This is a genomic window from Streptomyces sp. NPDC042102, from assembly GCF_055582305.1.
The window spans coordinates 326,346-342,350 of the sequence record NZ_JBVJDL010000005.1 but is presented as its reverse complement, the minus strand read 5'-3'; the positions used below and the strand labels follow the sequence as shown (position 1 = coordinate 342,350).

The 16,005-nt window shown below is 72.7% G+C and carries 13 protein-coding genes; 4 read left to right on the top strand and 9 right to left on the bottom strand.

The window, feature by feature from the left end; translation table 11 throughout:
- Positions 1–65: 65 nt before the first annotated feature.
- The 5 genes from ACZ6KO_RS23705 to ACZ6KO_RS23685 all read right to left on the bottom strand — a co-directional run bounded on the left by ACZ6KO_RS23705 (position 66) and on the right by ACZ6KO_RS23685 (position 2,761).
- Positions 66–977: an MBL fold metallo-hydrolase gene (locus tag ACZ6KO_RS23705; protein ID WP_469305988.1), complete on the bottom strand. Its 912-nt coding sequence runs from the start codon at positions 975–977 to the stop codon at positions 66–68.
- 96 nt (positions 978–1,073) lie between these two features.
- Complete coding sequence (locus ACZ6KO_RS23700) at positions 1,074–1,370, bottom strand: hypothetical protein (RefSeq protein WP_469305987.1); 297 nt, start codon at positions 1,368–1,370, stop codon at positions 1,074–1,076.
- A 105-nt stretch (positions 1,371–1,475) separates the two neighbouring features.
- Positions 1,476–1,835 carry a DUF202 domain-containing protein gene (locus ACZ6KO_RS23695; protein WP_469305986.1) on the bottom strand — a complete coding sequence of 120 codons (360 nt, stop codon included), beginning with the start codon at positions 1,833–1,835 and terminating at the stop codon, positions 1,476–1,478.
- Positions 1,832–2,230 carry a YidH family protein gene (locus ACZ6KO_RS23690; RefSeq protein WP_469305985.1) on the bottom strand — a complete coding sequence of 133 codons (399 nt, stop codon included), beginning with the start codon at positions 2,228–2,230 and terminating at the stop codon, positions 1,832–1,834. Before ACZ6KO_RS23690 ends, ACZ6KO_RS23695 begins: the two co-directional genes overlap by 4 nt.
- A 9-nt stretch (positions 2,231–2,239) precedes the next feature.
- The gene (locus ACZ6KO_RS23685) at positions 2,240–2,761 is read right to left on the bottom strand and encodes an NUDIX domain-containing protein (protein ID WP_469305984.1); all 522 of its coding nucleotides are present in this window, start codon (positions 2,759–2,761) and stop codon (positions 2,240–2,242) included.
- Positions 2,762–2,849: 88 nt separating this feature from the next.
- On the opposite strand from ACZ6KO_RS23685, the gene ACZ6KO_RS23680 reads away from it, so the two are divergent.
- From ACZ6KO_RS23680 to ACZ6KO_RS23665, 4 genes are all read left to right on the top strand, one after another.
- Positions 2,850–4,505 carry an FAD-binding dehydrogenase gene (locus tag ACZ6KO_RS23680; protein WP_469305983.1) on the top strand — a complete coding sequence of 552 codons (1,656 nt, stop codon included), beginning with the start codon at positions 2,850–2,852 and terminating at the stop codon, positions 4,503–4,505.
- 701 nt (positions 4,506–5,206) lie between these two features.
- The gene (locus ACZ6KO_RS23675; protein WP_469305982.1) at positions 5,207–6,163 is read left to right on the top strand and encodes a hypothetical protein; all 957 of its coding nucleotides are present in this window, start codon (positions 5,207–5,209) and stop codon (positions 6,161–6,163) included.
- A 101-nt stretch (positions 6,164–6,264) separates the two neighbouring features.
- Positions 6,265–7,818 (top strand): APC family permease, encoded by a 1,554-nt coding sequence (locus tag ACZ6KO_RS23670; RefSeq protein ID WP_469305981.1) that lies wholly within the window; start codon positions 6,265–6,267, stop codon positions 7,816–7,818.
- Positions 7,819–8,025: 207 nt separating this feature from the next.
- A complete protein-coding gene (locus ACZ6KO_RS23665) occupies positions 8,026–9,477 on the top strand; it encodes an amino acid permease (RefSeq protein ID WP_469305980.1) in 1,452 nt (483 codons plus the stop codon).
- 82 nt (positions 9,478–9,559) lie between these two features.
- Here ACZ6KO_RS23665 and ACZ6KO_RS23660 read toward each other — a convergent pair whose 3' ends face one another.
- The 4 genes from ACZ6KO_RS23660 to ACZ6KO_RS23645 all read right to left on the bottom strand — a co-directional run bounded on the left by ACZ6KO_RS23660 (position 9,560) and on the right by ACZ6KO_RS23645 (position 15,882).
- Positions 9,560–11,173, bottom strand: a complete 1,614-nt coding sequence (locus ACZ6KO_RS23660; protein WP_469306078.1) for a serine/threonine-protein kinase — start codon at positions 11,171–11,173, stop codon at positions 9,560–9,562.
- Positions 11,174–11,357: 184 nt separating this feature from the next.
- A complete protein-coding gene (locus ACZ6KO_RS23655; RefSeq protein WP_469305979.1) occupies positions 11,358–12,371 on the bottom strand; it encodes an aminoglycoside phosphotransferase family protein in 1,014 nt (337 codons plus the stop codon).
- On the bottom strand, positions 12,359–13,366 hold the full coding sequence (locus tag ACZ6KO_RS23650) for a phosphotransferase family protein (protein WP_469305978.1): 1,008 nt from the start codon (positions 13,364–13,366) through the stop codon (positions 12,359–12,361). Before ACZ6KO_RS23650 ends, ACZ6KO_RS23655 begins: the two co-directional genes overlap by 13 nt.
- Positions 13,363–15,882 carry a hypothetical protein gene (locus ACZ6KO_RS23645; RefSeq protein ID WP_469305977.1) on the bottom strand — a complete coding sequence of 840 codons (2,520 nt, stop codon included), beginning with the start codon at positions 15,880–15,882 and terminating at the stop codon, positions 13,363–13,365. Before ACZ6KO_RS23645 ends, ACZ6KO_RS23650 begins: the two co-directional genes overlap by 4 nt.
- Between the last annotated feature and the right edge of the window lie 123 nt (positions 15,883–16,005).

Here is a 16,005-nt window from a genome sequence, read left to right as displayed (position 1 = left end):
ATGCCGACCAGTCGGTATGCCGTCCAGGGTGCGGCCGGATCCGCGCGCCGATCCGGCCTACCCGCTCACGCGTGGCACAGGATCGGCGTACCGCCGTTCATCACCGTCATGTCCTTCAGTACGGCCAGGATGTCCAGCGGCGCCCCCTCCGGGCGTCCCTCCAGCTCCGCGTACGCCCGGTGCAGGTTGGCCACCAGACGCTCGCTCTCCCGCCACTGCCCGAACTCGCCGAGATCGGCCCGGCGCGCGGTCTCCAGCGGCGTCAGCCCCTCGGCCCGGCCCTCCCGCGCCAGCTCGCCGACCCGGCGCAGGTACCGCTCCGTCGCCTCGTACGCCTCGGGGCCGGTCAGCGGCCCGTGCCCCGGTACGACGGTCTCCGCGCCCAGGGAGCGCAGCACCTGGAGCGCCCGCAGCGAGCCGGCCAGCGAGCCCATCGCCAGGAACGGCGTGCCCCCGGCGAAGACCAGGTCCCCGGTGAACACGACCCGCTGTCGCGGCAGCCACACGACCGAGTCGCCGGTGGTGTGCGCGACGCCCGGGTGGATGACCTGGACCTCCGTCTCCCCGACGTGCAGCGTCAGCCGCTCGCTGTACGTCAGGTCCGGGGCGGTGATCTCTATGGCGCCGAAGTCGGTCGCCGGCCAGATCATCTCCAGCTGGTGCCCGGCGGCCAGCTGTTCGGCGCGCGCGTTGTCGTGGCCGACGACCAGCGCTCCGGGGGTGAACACGCCGTTGCCGTAGGTGTGGTCGCCGTGGTGGTGGGTGTTGACCACCGTGCGCGGCAGCGGGGCCCCGGACGCCGTGATCGCGTCGCGCAGCGCGAGGGCGCGGCGCTCGGTGGCGGCGGTGTCGACGAGGAGGGTCCGGCCGCCGTCCGTCACGAAGCCGGCGTTGTTCAGGCACCAGCCGCCGTCGGGCTGGACGTAGGCGTGCACCCCGGCGGCGGGTTCGACGAGATAGGGCCGGTCGGCGGTCATGTGCGTTCTCCCCGGGTCGCGTTGGCGTGCGGGCAGCATCCTGCCAGCCGCCGAGCGGCCCGGGGAGAGCGGTTGCCGGAGCGTTACCGGGCGAGGTCAGTGGTCGTCGTAGTGGCCGTCGTGCCGGGCGTGCCGGTGGCCGTCGTGCAGGTAGTCCACGTGGTCGCCGTGTGCCACCGCGTCGTGCCCGCAGCCCTCGCCGTGCACGTGCGCGTGCCCGTCGTGGGCGACGTGCCCCGCGGGCTCGCACTCGTCCCAGTGCCCCGCGTGCTGCCGGTGCAGGTGGCCGTCGTGCGCGTAGTCGACGTGGTCGCCGTGGTCGACCTCGGTGTGACCGCAGCCGGGGCCGTGCGCGTGCTCGTGCGTGGGGTGTTCGTGGTGCAGGGTCGTCATGGGCCCGAGGCTAGTGCGGAGGGGGTGGTATCGCACGTTAATGACCGATGTGTCCCCTTCGGGAAGATAAGCGTCAGCGGCAAGACCGACCATCGCATCAGCGGTTCAGATGATGACCGCCACCGCGAACAGTGCCAGCGCCAGCACGCACGCCACCGCCGCGAACCCCGCCCGCGGTGCCAGCGCCGGCGGCCGCGCGGCGGCCAGTTCCCGGATCCGCCGGTGCGCCACGCCCAGGAACGCCAGCCACAGCAGCACGATCACCGCCGTGCCCGCCACCTCCAGCCGGCCCCCCGACCCGTGCACCGCCTGCCGTACCGCCAGCACGGCCGTGATCGTGCAGGTCAGCGTCGTACGCCGCCACGCCAGCCGGGTCCGCTCCGGCTGCAGGCCGGGGTCGCGCGAATCCTGCCCGTCGAGGTCGCGCGGGCCGCCCGGATCCCGCGTACCGGCCGCCGCGCTCACCGCCCCGTCGTCCAGCCCATCAGCACGACCACCACCATCGCCAGCGCCACCAGCCCCACACCCAGGCTCAGCACCACCGGGAACCGCGACATGGGCAGGTCCTCGCCGCGCCGCATCGCCCGCTCGCAGCGCACCCAGTGGTTCACCGCCCGCAGCGCGCACGCGGCGCCCACCGCCAGCAGCGCCAGCGCCATCCCGACCCGTACGCCCCACCGCAGGTCCGGCAGGAACTGGTCCACCGCGAAACCGCCGCCCACCAGCGCCAGCGCGGTGCGGATCCACGCCAGGAACGTCCGCTCGTTGGCGAGCGAGAACCGGTAGTCGGGAGTCTCGCCCTCCTCCCGGAGCCGCTGCGGCGTGAACCACAGGCGCACGTCTTTGACGAAGTCGATCACACGCGCAATCTACGCGCCGGCCGCCCGGAACGCCCGCAGCCTCCGGTACGCCTCCAGCCCGTCCGGCACCCACGGCCAGGTGCCCGCCGCCACCCGCGCCCGCACCTCGTCCTCCGGCAGGAAGGCGTACCAGTCCACCTCCGCCTCCTGCGGCGCCACCGGCAGCGTGCAGCGCACCTCGTGGACGTACGACCACCAGGCCCCGCCCTCGCCCTCGTACAGGAACTTGAACAGCGGCGCCGGCCGCGGCAGTCCGGACACCCCCAGCTCCTCCTCGGCCTCGCGCAGCGCGGCCTCCGGGTAGCTCTCGCCCGCCCCCAGCACCCCGCCCACGAACATGTCGTAGTGGGACGGGAAGACCAGCTTGGACGCGGTCCGGCGGTGCACGAAGATCCGCCCCTCGGCGTCCCTGGCCTGCACGAACACGCACCGGTGGAGCAGCCCCCGCGCGTACACCTCGCCGCGCGGCGCCCGCCCGACCACACGGTCGTCGCGGTCCACCACGTCCAGGATCTCGTCGGCAGCGCCCATCAGGACCATCCCTCCACCAAGTGTTGACTGGTTACCGTCGCGTAGCCAGGATTCGTCCCACCACGGACGACAGGACGGAACTCGACTCATGGTGTACGACGCTGACGTGATCGTGATCGGTGCCGGGCTCGCGGGCCTGGCGGCCACCGCCGAGCTCGTCGACGCGGGCCGCAAGGTCATCCTGCTCGATCAGGAACCGGAGCAGTCGATCGGCGGCCAGGCCCACTGGTCCTTCGGCGGCCTGTTCTTCGTGAACTCGCCCGAGCAGCGCCGGATGCGGATCCGGGACAGCCGTGAACTCGCCCTCCAGGACTGGCTCGGCACCGCCGGCTTCGACCGCGACGAGGACGCCTGGCCGCGCCGCTGGGCCGAGGCGTACGTCGACTTCGCCGCCGGCGAGAAGCGGTCCTGGCTGCACGCGCAGGGCGTCCGCTTCTTCCCCGTCGTCGGCTGGGCCGAGCGCGGCGGCTACGACGCGAGCGGCCACGGGAACTCCGTACCCCGCTTCCACATCACCTGGGGCACCGGACCGGGCCTGGTGGCCCCCTTCGAACGGCGGGTGCGGGCCGGGGCGGCGCGCGGCCTGGTCGACCTGAGGTTCCGTCACCGGGTCACGGGCCTGGCCCGTAACGGCGGCGCCCTGGACACGGTCACCGGCGAGATCCTGGCGCCCTCCGACGCCGAACGCGGCGCGGCCAGCGGCCGCGAGGCCACCGGCGCGTTCACGCTCCGCGCCCAGGCCGTGATCGTCACCTCCGGCGGCATCGGCGGCAACCACGACCTGGTCCGCAAGCAGTGGCCGGCCCGGCTCGGCACCCCGCCCGAGCGCATGCTCTGCGGCGTCCCGGCCCACGTGGACGGTCTGATGCTGGGCATCGCCGAAGCCGCCGGCGCCAGCCAAATCAACCGCGACCGCATGTGGCACTACACCGAGGGCATCGAGAACTGGAACCCCATCTGGGCCCGGCACGGCATCCGCATCCTGCCCGGCCCGTCCTCGCTCTGGCTGGACGCCACCGGCAAGCGGCTGCCCGTACCGCTCTTCCCCGGCTTCGACACCCTCGGCACCCTCGACCACATCATGAAGACCGGGTACGACCACACCTGGTTCGTCCTCAACCGGCGCATCATCGGCAAGGAGTTCGGCCTCTCCGGCTCCGAGCAGAACCCCGACCTCACCGGCAAGTCGGTCCGGGGCGTCATCGACCGCGCCCGCCAGGCGGTGCCCGGCCCCGTCCAGGCCTTCATGGACCGCGGAGCCGACTTCATCGTCGAACGCGAGCTGTCCGCGCTGGTGCGCCGGATGAACGAGCTCACCAAGGAACCGCTGATCGACGAGGCCGACCTGCGCCGCCAGATCACCGACCGCGACCGCGAGATCGCCAACCCCTTCAGCAAGGACCTCCAGGTCACGGCCATCCACGGCGCCCGCAGGTACCTCGGCGACAAGCTGATCCGCACCGCCGCCCCGCACCGCGTCCTCGACCCCGCGGCGGGCCCGCTGATCGCCGTCCGGCTCTCCATCCTCACCCGCAAGTCCCTGGGCGGCCTGGAGACCGACCTCTCCTCGCGCGTGCTGACCCCCTCCGGTGAACCGCTGCCCGGTCTGTACGCCGCCGGCGAGGCCGCCGGCTTCGGGGGCGGCGGCGTCCACGGCTACCGGGCCCTGGAAGGCACCTTCCTCGGCGGCTGTCTCTTCTCGGGCCGCGCCGCGGGCCGCGCCGCGGCGGCGGCCGTGAGCTGATTCCGGCCCTGGGTCGTCTCTTCCGGATCTTGCTCCCCCAGCGGTAGCTGGGGGAGCAAGATCCGGAAGAGACGACCCAGCGGCACCTCTCGACCCCACGCCATTCGGCCAGCGGCGCGTCCTGCTTCCCGCCGCCGCGCGGGCCGGTACGGGCCGGAACGCCGCCGTACCGCCGCGCCCGCCGGGGCGGCCCCGGCCGTGCGCCGGTCCGCTCCGCACGGCCCGCGGCGCACCTCCACGGGGGCGGCCGGGCACGTCCGCCACGGCCTCCGCGCGGCGCCGCGGGGAGGCCGACGGCCCCGGTCGGGACCGCGGTACGCGGCGCCCGGCGGGCCCGCGGGCACCGCGCCCGCCCACCGGCCGCACCCGGCCACGCGGGAGCCGCACCCGCCCGTGCGCGGCGGCGCCCGCCCGCCCGTTCCCGCCGGGGCGTCGCGCGGGCGCGGCGGACGCCGCCGGACGGACCGGAACAAGCGCCCCAACTCACTCGGACACCGCAGCAGTTGAAACCCGCCACCGAGCAGTTCAGGCCTTGACGCGGAGCTGTGCGTACCGCTTTGCTGTGCGTGATCATCCACTCGGAGTACCGGAGCGACAGCCCGCAGCGACGAGACCGAGACCACAGCACCACCCGCACGCACAGCCACGCCCCACCCACCGTCACAGCCGCCCGCGCCCGCGTCCTGGAGGGAAGACCGCGGATGTCCCCGCCTCCGCCGCCCCTCGGCCGCGCCCGCAAGCGGGATGCCCAGCTCTTCGACCCGGCCCTGTGCGACACCGAACTGGTCGACGTCCGCTCCCAGTTCACCCAGGGCCGCTGGTCCAGGGCACGCGCCCTGCTCACGGCCACCGGAGACGACTGGGACCGCCGCGGCCACCGCCTCGTCGTCCTCGCCGAGACCCCCGCCGCCACCGCATGGGCCCGCGAATGGCTGCTCACCGAACCCGAGAGCGCCGACGCGACCACCCTCCTCGCCTGCGCGGCCGTCTTCGACGCCCTGCGCCGCAAGGGCACGCCCGAGGCCGCCGACGAGGCCTGCCGCCGCGCCGCCGCCCTGTTCCCCGCCGACCCCACCCCCTGGCTCGGCCTGCTCCTGCTCTCCCGCGTCTTCGGCTCCGAGGAGGAGTTCACCCGCCACTTCGACCAGGTACGGGCCCGCCACCGCGAGCACCACCACGCCCACCACCTCATGGTCGCCAAACTCGCCGAACGCACCCCCGGCGCCGGCCACGACCCCCTCCACGAGGTGTACGACTTCGCCGCCTGGGCCGCCGAGGAGTCCCCGGCCGACTCCCCGCTCGCCGTCCTCCCCGTCATCGCCCACGCCGAGCGTTACCGCGTCCTCGCCGCCCCGCACGGCCGCACGCCCGACGGAGCGGGCAGCGCCACCCAGCACTGGTCCGGCCGCCGCGCCCGGCAGGTGCTGCGCGCCGCCTTCGACTGGTGGCTGGAGTGGGAGCGCGAGGACCACCCCCGCAACCGGGTCGACCTCAACTTCCTGGCCCACGCCAAGCTCTGCGAGGGCCGCCCCGCCGAGGCCGCCGCCCTCTTCCACCGCATCGGGCGGCACGCCACCCGCGCCCCCTGGTCCTATCCCGACCTCGACCCCCACAAGGCCTTCCTCGCCGCGCGCAGTGCCGCGCTCGGCTCCGCCTGAACCCCCGCGACTGCTGAACCCCGCGCGACCTGTTGAACCCGAGCGACCTGCTGAACCCTCGCGACCCCCCGAACCCCCGACCCCGGAAAGGACCACCCGCCATGGCGACGGGCAGATCCACCACGCTCCCCCCCGCGGCCGAGATCCGCACCTACAAGGGCCAGGACCGGGCCCTGCGCGCGGGCCGCCTCGGCACCGCGGGCCTGCTGCTCTCCGTACTCGCCGCCAGCGCCCCCCTCATGGTGGTCGCCGGTGTGATGCCCACCACCTTCGGCGTGATGGGCGTGGTCGGCCAGCCGCTGCTGTTCGTCGTCCTCGGCCTGGTCCTCGCCCTGTTCAGCATCGGCTACGCCGAGATGAGCCGGCACGTCCACAACGCCGGCGCCTTCTACGCGTACATCGCCCGGGGCCTGGGACCCACTGCGGGCGCCGGCGCCTCCCTGGTCGCCCTCGTCGCGTACAGCGCGATGCAGGTCGGCGTCTACGGCATCCTCGGCTTCGAGATCTCGGGCATCTTCGCCACGTACCTGGACATCAGCGTCGCGTGGTGGATACCCGCCCTGCTCGCCGTCGCCGTGACCGGCGGCCTCGGCTGGCTCAAGATCGACCTCAATGCCAAGGTGCTCGGCGTCCTCCTCCTCATCGAGTGCGCCCTGGTCGTCGTCTTCGACGTCGCCGCCCTCGCCGAGCCCGCCGCCGAGGGCCTCTCGCTGCACGCCTTCAACCCCGAGACCCTCAGCGGCGCCGGCCTCGGCACCGCCCTGTGCTTCTGCATCGCCGCCTTCGTCGGCTTCGAGCAGTCCCCGGTCTACGCCGAGGAGACCAGCAAGCCGCACATCGTCGTCTCCCGCGTGATGTTCCTCGCCGTCGGCTTCGTCGCCCTCTTCTTCGCCTTCAGCGCCTGGGCCCTCACCGTCGCCACCGGCCCCTCCGAGGTGGTCAGGACGGCGGCCGACGCCGGCCCCGCCCTGCTCTTCCAGCTCACCGAGACCCGCCTGGGCACCGGCTTCACCGACGTCCTGCACGTGCTCTTCGTCACCGGCATGTTCGCGGCCATGCTCAGCTTCCACAACGTCGTCGCCCGCTACGCCTTCGCCATGGGCCGCGAGGGCCTGCTCCCGGCCGCCTTCGGCCGTACCAACCCCGGCACCGGCGCTCCCGCCACCGGCTCCCTGCTCCAGACCGTGATCGCCACCGTCGTCGTGCTCGCCTTCGCGCTCACCGACGACATGCCCGCCGGCGACCCCACCACGCCCGTGCTGCACCTGTTCACCTGGATGGGCAGCGTCGGCGCCCTCGGCGTGACACTTCTCATGGCCGCCGCCTCCTTCGCCGTCATCGCCTTCTTCGTCCGCCGCGGCACCGCCGGCGCGCAGATCTGGCGCCTGGTCGCCGCCGGCGCCGCGGGCCTCGCCCTCCTCGCCATCGCCGTCTACACCGTCAAGGACTTCGGCGTCCTGGTCGGCGCCGCCGAGGGCTCCGCGCTGGCCTGGGTGCTGCCCGGCATCATCGGCGCGGCCGCCGTACTGGGCCTGGCGTACGGCGTGGTGCTGCGCGCCCGCAAGCCGGAGGTCCACGCGCACATCGGCCTGGGGAACGAGGCCTTCCGCCTGGACCAGGCCGCGACCGCGACCGAGGCGGACACCCGCACCTGACCTTGGTACCGGTCTCCACGAAGGCCCCCGGCACCCTTTTCGAAGGGCGCCGGGGGCCTTCGCGTTCGATGGCCGGTTTGGCACCCACTGCCTGTCGTGGTCTCCTGGTGCGAACAAAATTTCACCGGGCCGCAACACGGGGGACACCATCCCGCTCCTCCGCGGGCGTCCGGCCTGCCTGTCCGATCCACGAAGGCGAAGTCATACATGAGTGACCGCACCCTGACGAAGGCCTCGGCCGCGTCGGCCAAGCCGTCGGCATCCGTCCACGTCGACGCCGGCGACGAGGGCTACAGCAAGGACCTGAAGTCCCGCCACATCAACATGATCGCGATCGGCGGGGCGATAGGCACCGGCCTGTTCCTGGGTGCCGGAGGCCGCCTCGCGGGCGCCGGTCCCTCCCTCGCCATCGCGTACGCGGTGTGCGGCGTCTTCGCCTTCTTCGTCGTCCGGGCGCTCGGTGAACTCGTCCTGTACCGCCCCTCCTCCGGCGCCTTCGTCTCCTACGCGCGCGAGTTCATGGGGGAGAAGGGCGCCTACACGGCCGGCTGGCTCTACTTCCTGAACTGGTCCACCACCACCGTGGCGGACATCACGGCCGCCGCGACCTACGCCCACTTCTGGGCCATGTTCAGCGACATCCCCCAGTGGATCCTGGCGCTGATCGCCCTGGCCGTCGTCCTGACCGCCAACCTGATCTCGGTGAAGTACTTCGGCGAGATGGAGTTCTGGTTCTCGATCATCAAGGTCGCCGCCCTGGTCGCCTTCATGCTCGTCGGCATCTACCTGGTCGCCACCAGCCACCCGATCGACGGCCACACCCCGGGCCTGTCCACCATCACCGACAACGGCGGCCTCTTCCCGTCCGGCGTCCTGCCGATGCTCCTGGTGATCCAGGGCGTCGTCTTCGCGTACGCCTCCGTCGAGCTGTGCGGCGTCGCCGCCGGTGAGACCGAGAACCCCGAGAAGATCATGCCGAAGGCGATCAACTCGATCATGTGGCGCGTCGGCATCTTCTACGTCGGCTCCGTGGTCCTGCTGGCCCTGCTGCTGCCGTACACCGCCTACGCCGCCGGCCAGAGCCCGTTCGTCACCGTCTTCGACAAGCTCGGCATCCCCGGCACCGCCGGCATCATGAACCTCGTCGTCCTGACGGCCGCGCTGTCCTCGCTGAACTCCGGCCTCTACTCCACCGGCCGCATCCTGCGCTCCATGGCCATGTCGGGCTCCGCCCCGAAGTTCACCGCCCGCATGAACAAGGGCAAGGTCCCCTACGGCGGCGTCCTCTTCACGGCCGCCTTCGGTGTCGCGGGCGTCGCCCTGAACTACTTCATGCCCTCCGACGCCTTCGAGATCGTCCTCAACCTCGCGTCCATCGGCATCCTGGGCACCTGGGCGATGGTCATGATCTGCTCGCTGTTCTTCTGGCGCCGCGCCCAGCGCGGCGAGGTCGAGCGCCCCGGCTACAAGCTGCCCTGGGCCCCGTACACGCAGATCGTCACCCTGGGCTTCCTGCTCACCGTCCTGATCCTCATGTGGTGCGACGGCGGCGTCGGCCGCACCACCGTGATGTTCCTCCCGGTCATCGCGGCCGCCCTGGTCGGCGGCTGGTTCCTGGTCCGCGGCCGGGTGGCGGAGCTCGCCGCCGCCCGCGACTGACGCCCCATCCCGCGTACGAGGGCCCCGCGGCCGGTCTCCGGCGGCGGGGCCCTCGTACGTCTGCGCCCTGTACGTCCCGATGTCAGCCGGCGGGCGGGACGAAGGAGTCCAGCGCGGCGTCGAAGTACCCCCGGGCCTCGCCGGAGCGGCCCACCGGGGCCGACACCCACACGTCGTACAGCCGGTCCCGCTCCTCCCAGCAGACGTCGACCGTGCTCCGAGGGCCCTCGGCGGCCGTGAAGCCCTTCCAGGTGAACTCCCACAGCGCCGCGGGCAGCCCGTTGTGGGTGGTGGGCACGACCGAGTTGTCCCGGTATCCGGGGTTGGTGTGCGGCCCGTTGGCATCGGCGCGGCGCATCACGCCGAGCGGCCCGCCGGGTTCCGGGGCCGAGATCTTGATCCCGATGCGCACCGAACCGTCCGGCGAGACGTACACCACGCGGGGCCCGTCGAGGGTGCGCCGGTATCCGGCGGGCACGGCGAGGGAGAACCCGTCCGGGTCGGTCACGCTCCGGTACCCGGGAGGCGCGGGTCGGACGGAGGGGAGGGACGGCGCCGGAGCCGGCGGCGCCGACGGCGAGGGCGCGGGCGCGGAGGGCTTGTCGTTCCCGCCGGCCTGGGAACCACCGGGCGACGGCGTGGGTGTGGGTGTGGGCGTGGGCGACGGCGGGGCCGTGGGCGGCACCGTCGCCGGTGCCACCGACCGCTGCTTCCCCTCGCCCCGGTCACCGAGCAGCGACACCGCGGTGACGGTGCCCCCGGCCACCGCGACCACCAGCGCGGCGATCAGCACCACCCGCACCCCGGGCCGCCGCCACCCCCCGCCCGCCGCTACCGGCTCCTGAGCCGGCACGGTGGCCGACGGCGTGGCCGACGCCGTGCCCGACCCCGTCCCGCCCGACGGCCGGGCGACGCGCTCGGTCGGCGTATAGCCCGCCCCCGCCCCGGCCGGCGGCACGCTCCCGGCGCCCGCGCACCCCGACAGCAGCCGTTCCGCCTCCGCCGCGCCCAGCCGCTTGTGCGGATCGCGCTCCAGCAGCCCGCGGACGACCGGCAGCAGCGGCCCCAGCTGCGCGGGCGGGCGGATCTCGTCGTACACCACGGCGTGCAGGACGCCGCCGATCGAATCGCGGTGGAAGGGCGACTCGCCCGTGACCGCCGCGCACAGCAGCGCACCCAGCGACCACAGGTCGGACGCCGGCCCGGCGGCCGCGCCCTGCATCCGTTCGGGCGCGGTGTACTCGGGCGAGCCCACGAACGCCCCGGTCTCGCTGATGGTCGTGGACCCGGCCAGGCGCGCGATCCCGAAGTCGGTCAGCACCACGCGCCCGGTCTCCGCCTCCACGAGCACGTTGGCGGGCTTGACGTCCCGGTGCAGCACCCCGCGGCCGTGCGCCGCGCCCAGCGCCCCGAGCAGCGCCAGCCCGATCCGGGCCGCCTCGTCCGGCGCCACCGGACCCTGGGCCACGAGCCGGTCGGCGAGCGAACCGCCCTCGACGAGTTCCATGACGATGCAGGGCCGGCCCTCGTGTTCCACGACGTCATGGACCACGACGACGTGCGGATGCCTGATCTGCGCGACGACCCGCGCCTCCCGCAGGGCGCCCATGGCCTGCGTACCGGCGTCGAGATGGAGCTCCTTGACGGCGACCGGACGCCCGAGCAGCTCGTCGGTGGCCCGCCAGACGGTCCCCATCCCGCCCCGCCCGAGCCGCTCCAGCAGTCGGTAACGCCCCCCGATCACCGCACTGTTCCCCGCCCCGCCCTGCACCACCCGGTCCCCCCGTCCACCATCCACGGGGCCATGATGCCCACACCCCGGCCCGAACCGCGGCCGCTTCGCTCTCATGGAGGTACGGCGACGCGCCCGCGACCAGCCATCACCCGACCGACGCCGAGCCGAGCCAGCGCCCAGCGGCCCCTTCGATCTTCTCCGCGCAGGGTGCCGCCCCGCCGCCCCAGTGCGGGCTCGCCGTGACGAGCTTGGCCCGCAGCTCCTCGGCCAGCGCCAGGCGCTCACGGGCGCCGGGCGCCTGAGCGATCCGACGCCCCCAGCGGACCGTGTCCACCACCGCGGACTTCATCGCCTCGTAGGCGAGGTAGAACTCGAGATCCGCCCGCCAGGCCGTGCGGCACTCGGCGGGGGCCGCGCGTTCCCAGCCCGCCAGCACCGCGCTGCGGTCCGCCGCCGCGTACGGAGTCTTGTGCAGATGGTCGGCCAGGTCGTACACCGGATCGCCCCACAGGGCGAGCTCCCAGTCGAGGAACGCGACCTCACCCCGCTGAGTGAGGATCATGTTCTTGTAGTGGATGTCGGCATGCAGGAGCCGGAAAGGCCGGCCGGTGAGTTCGCGCACGGCCCGCTCCTCCAGGGGGCCACAAGGGTCCGCCGGTACGCCCAGCTCGTCGTACAACGCGTCGAGAGCCTCATCCGCACGGTTGCGCACCTCCCTGACGAATGCCAGCAGGCGCAGGGCGAACGCCTTCGTGTCCGCGTCGTCGGGCCAGTCGGGCGGCACCGCGGGAAGAGCGGAGGGTGGAACGCGCAACATGTCACCGAAGAACCGTTCGACCCCGTCGAGGACCACGGCAGGCAGTGGTGTGCCTTCAGCCGCGATCTCGTCGACCCGGCGGCCCTCGATGAACGCGTGGATCTGGAACCCGGGGTCCGTGCTGGCGTGGATCAGCCCCGGGGCCTGGGAGACGTACGGGCGGATCGCTTCGAGGACCGCGGCCTCGGGCCAGATCGTGAGGTCCATCTGCTCGGTGAGGGGGCCGGGGGTCCGCACCAGTACCGGTCCCGACTCGGCCTCCACGCGGACGTTGCGGTTGTAGAACCCGGTCAGCGCGCTCTCGTGCCTGCAGGCCTCTTCGTACAGAGCTAGGGCGTCCATGACGGTCCCCCTACCCACGGCGCCAGGGTTTGAGCAACGCGTACCTGGGTCATGTCGGGGACCAGGCCCCACACCGCGCGAGCGGCGTTGAGCTTGCGTGCCAGCCGGCCGGTGAGGAACTCATGCGTGGCCCGGTCGGCGCCGACGAGCTGCTTCGCATAGCGAACGGTGTCGACGATCGCGGACTTCACGCGCTCGTGTGCCAGATACTGGTCGAGGTCCGCCACCGCCCCAGCCGTGCAGGACGCGGGAAGCCGGGCGAGCCACTGCCTCAAGACCTCGGCCCGCTGCTCCGCGGGATAGTCCATCTTGTGGAAGTGGATGCCGATCTCGTACACCGGGTCGCCCCATAGAGCCAGCTCCCAGTCCAGGAACCATGTCAGCCCGCCGGAGACGATCATGTTCTTGCGGTGGAGGTCGGAGTGCAGGACGGTGAAGGGCCGCGCGGTCAGCCCGTCCCAGTACGGTTCCAGGACGGCGAGGGGCTCGGGCGGGATGCCGAAATCCTCGAAGACGGCGGCGTACTCCCCCCGGTGGGTGTCGTAGACCTGCTGCGTCAGCGCCGCGAGCCGCCGGCCGAATCCGCCGCTGTCGCCCGAGTGGGGCCAGTCGGCGGGCAGCGGAGGAGCCTTCTCGCGGGGGATGCCGGCCAGCTGGTCCATCACGCCCACCACGTCGTCGATCACGTGCGCGGGAACCGCGCAGCCCCGGGGAGAGAAGGTGTCGAGGACCCGCCCCTCGATGAAGTGGTGGACCTGGAACCGGGGATCCGGCGAGGCGTGGCGCAGCTCCGGAGCCTGGGCGACGTACGGCCGGACGCAGGCCAGCACGTCCTCCTCGTGCCACACGCGTACGTCCATGGTGTCCGCGGCCGGGATGGGAATGCGGACGTTGACCTTCCCCTCGGCCGTCGGCAGACCGACGTTGCGGTTGTAGTAGCCGGCCGCGGCCTCGCGGGACTGCAGTGCCTGCTCGTAGAGCTCCAGCCAGTTCACACGGTCTCCTCGAGGAACATCGACAGGACGGAGTCCGTCCGCTGTTGCAGGCCGCCGAGCGAGCCGAGCGGCCGAATGGCGGGAAGCGCCCGAGCCGCCGCTGCCGCCAGCTCGGGTTCCCCCGGCCCGATCCGCTCGGCGGCACGATGGATCGCCAGGATCAGGGAGGGATAAACCTGGCACGCCTCGAACTCCCTCGCGGCGTGGAGCAGCAGCTCTTCCGCCGCCGGCCGCTCTCCCCGGCGGAACATCAGGAACGCCCGGAACATGTCCGCCCGGGCCCGCCCCGAACGGTAGCCCGCGCGGTCGAGGGCGGCGTTGGCGTTGAGGAACGAGGACGCGGCCCGGTCGTACTGGCCCAGTCGGGTCTGGGCCATGGCCATGGCCGTGTACGCCTTGCCGATCTCGTGCTGGGCTCCGAGATCGCGCTGGATCTCCAGGGCGGAGGAGGCCGCACCCACGGCCGCCTCCGGGTCGGTGAACGCGTAGAGCTCGGCCCGGTTCGTCCGGATGTTGGCCAGGCCGACGACGGCGTTGTCGGCCCGGTACTCGGCTTCCGCCTCGGCGAGCAGGCAGGACGAACTGTCGAAGTCCATCAGAAAACGGTGACCGAGGTGCATCAGCCGCTTGAGATCCCCACGGATCACCCGGTCCTGCGGCGGACAGATCGCCTGCACCTCCTCGGCCAGGGCGAACGCCCCTCCGAAGTCGCCCTGCCACATACGGATGTCCGCGACGCAGTACCCGGCCGCAGAGCGGGCCTCGCCCTCGTGCTCCCCCCAGACCCGCTCGAAGATCGACGCGGCGAGGCCGCTCTCCCCGGCGATACGCCGGGCGTTGGCACCGGCCAGCGCCAGCCGTGCCGAAACGAGGGACCGCACGGGTCGGTGCAGCCGTGGGGTGAGGCAGATGGCGCCGGCCGTGTCGCCGAGCTCCAGTTTCGACTCCGCGTCGAGGCAGTCCGCCACGTCGTGCAGCCCGGTGGCAGTCTCGTCGTGCACACCACCACCGGCGGCCGGGCCGGTCCCTCGCGCCGCGAGATGATCACGAAGGTCCTTCACCATGCCGTCGACGGCCTGCCTGCCGCTCGAGCCGACGGCCCGGTCGGCGTGCCGCTGGATCTGCTCCGGCGTGATGTCCATGGCGTGCAGCCCGTGGTAGACCGCCTCGCGCAGTGGTGAGAGGCGGGCCAGGCCGGAGGTGCGCCACGTACCGCGCTCCATCCGGTCCGCCACGTCCTCCCAGTGGGTCCGCAGCGTGCTGTGGACATGCTTCTGGACGGCGGGGGAGAGGTGCGACTGCAGTGCCCGGATCATGAGCTGGTGCAGCCGGTACCAGCCCTCGGGCAGCGGATAGGCGAACGAATAGGCGGTGAGCGATTCCCAGACGAGCAGGTTGGCGGGCAGGTCGAAGGCCCGGCCGATGGCCTGGAACACTCCGAAGTCGAAGGTCCGGGCCGTACTGAGCAACTCGAGGATCCGCACCTCGTCCGGGGCGACGTGCTGGAGGAACCGCTGGACGATCTCCTCCGAGGTGCCCGCGGGCTCCGGGCGGTTCGGGTTCTGCACATGGGTGTCGACCGCGAGGTGCAGGTAGAAGGGGACTCCCTCGCTGGCTTCGGCGATCGACCGCTGCCGCGGAATCTCCGTGATCCCGGCCTGGGCCAGCAGCTCCAGCCTGGCCGCCATGGGGAGGCCGTCGACGTCCTCCCGACGGATCACCGACTCCCAGTCGCGGTCGTACGCCGCCCACCGCAGCGCCTCGCGGCTGGCCAGGACCGTCAGGCCCCCCTCGAGCTGGCCCAGCAGGTCACGCAGCCAGGCGTCGGATCCGTACGTGCGGCCGCCGGGCAGGGGGGTGGGCACGAGCGCCTCGTAGGCATCCACGTAGACGACGTAGGGGCGTTCCGCCGCCGAAGCCCGGAGTTCCTGCGCGAAGAGGTACGAGACGGCGTGCCCCAGCTCGGCATTGCTGAGACTGTCGAGTTCCTGCAGCGTGGGATCGGCCTCGATCCGCTGGCGGCGCTGCCGGTTCTTGACGGCGCGCCCCGTCAGCCGCACCAGCCCGGCCGCCGTGCCGAAGACCGGCAGGCCCATGGCATCGTCGAGGATCTTGGAGAGGATGTCGCTCTCCTCGGCGAAAGGGGTGTTCTTCGGGTTCAGCTGCAGCTGCGGGTGCACGCGCTGCCACAGCACCGCGTACGCGATGTCGAAGCGGTCGAACTGCACGCCCTGGGCGCCGAACTCCATACGCAGCACGGCGAGCGCGTCCTCCTGCTGCCGCATCGTCGGCAGCTGCAGATCGAGGCGGGCCGTCCGGCACTCGTCGGGGGTGCGGTTGCGTAATTCCTGGAGCAGCCGGGACTTGCCGATTCCGCCGATGCCGACCACGTTCAGGATCCGGGGGCCGCCGCCCACGGCGCGCAGCTCCTCGTCGTAGGCCAGGAGCAGGCCCTCGCGGTTGAAGAACTGCCGCTGTAACGCGGACACCCGTCGGTACTGCGGTCTGATGGGCATGGTGGCCCTCTCCCCCCACTCGGCCGTTCGCATGCGAGGGGCAGGCTAGCCGGATCAGTGAGGTGCCAACAATGCGGTTCATCGACGGGACACGGGCCACCGCAGCCCTGTTGACGTCTGCGG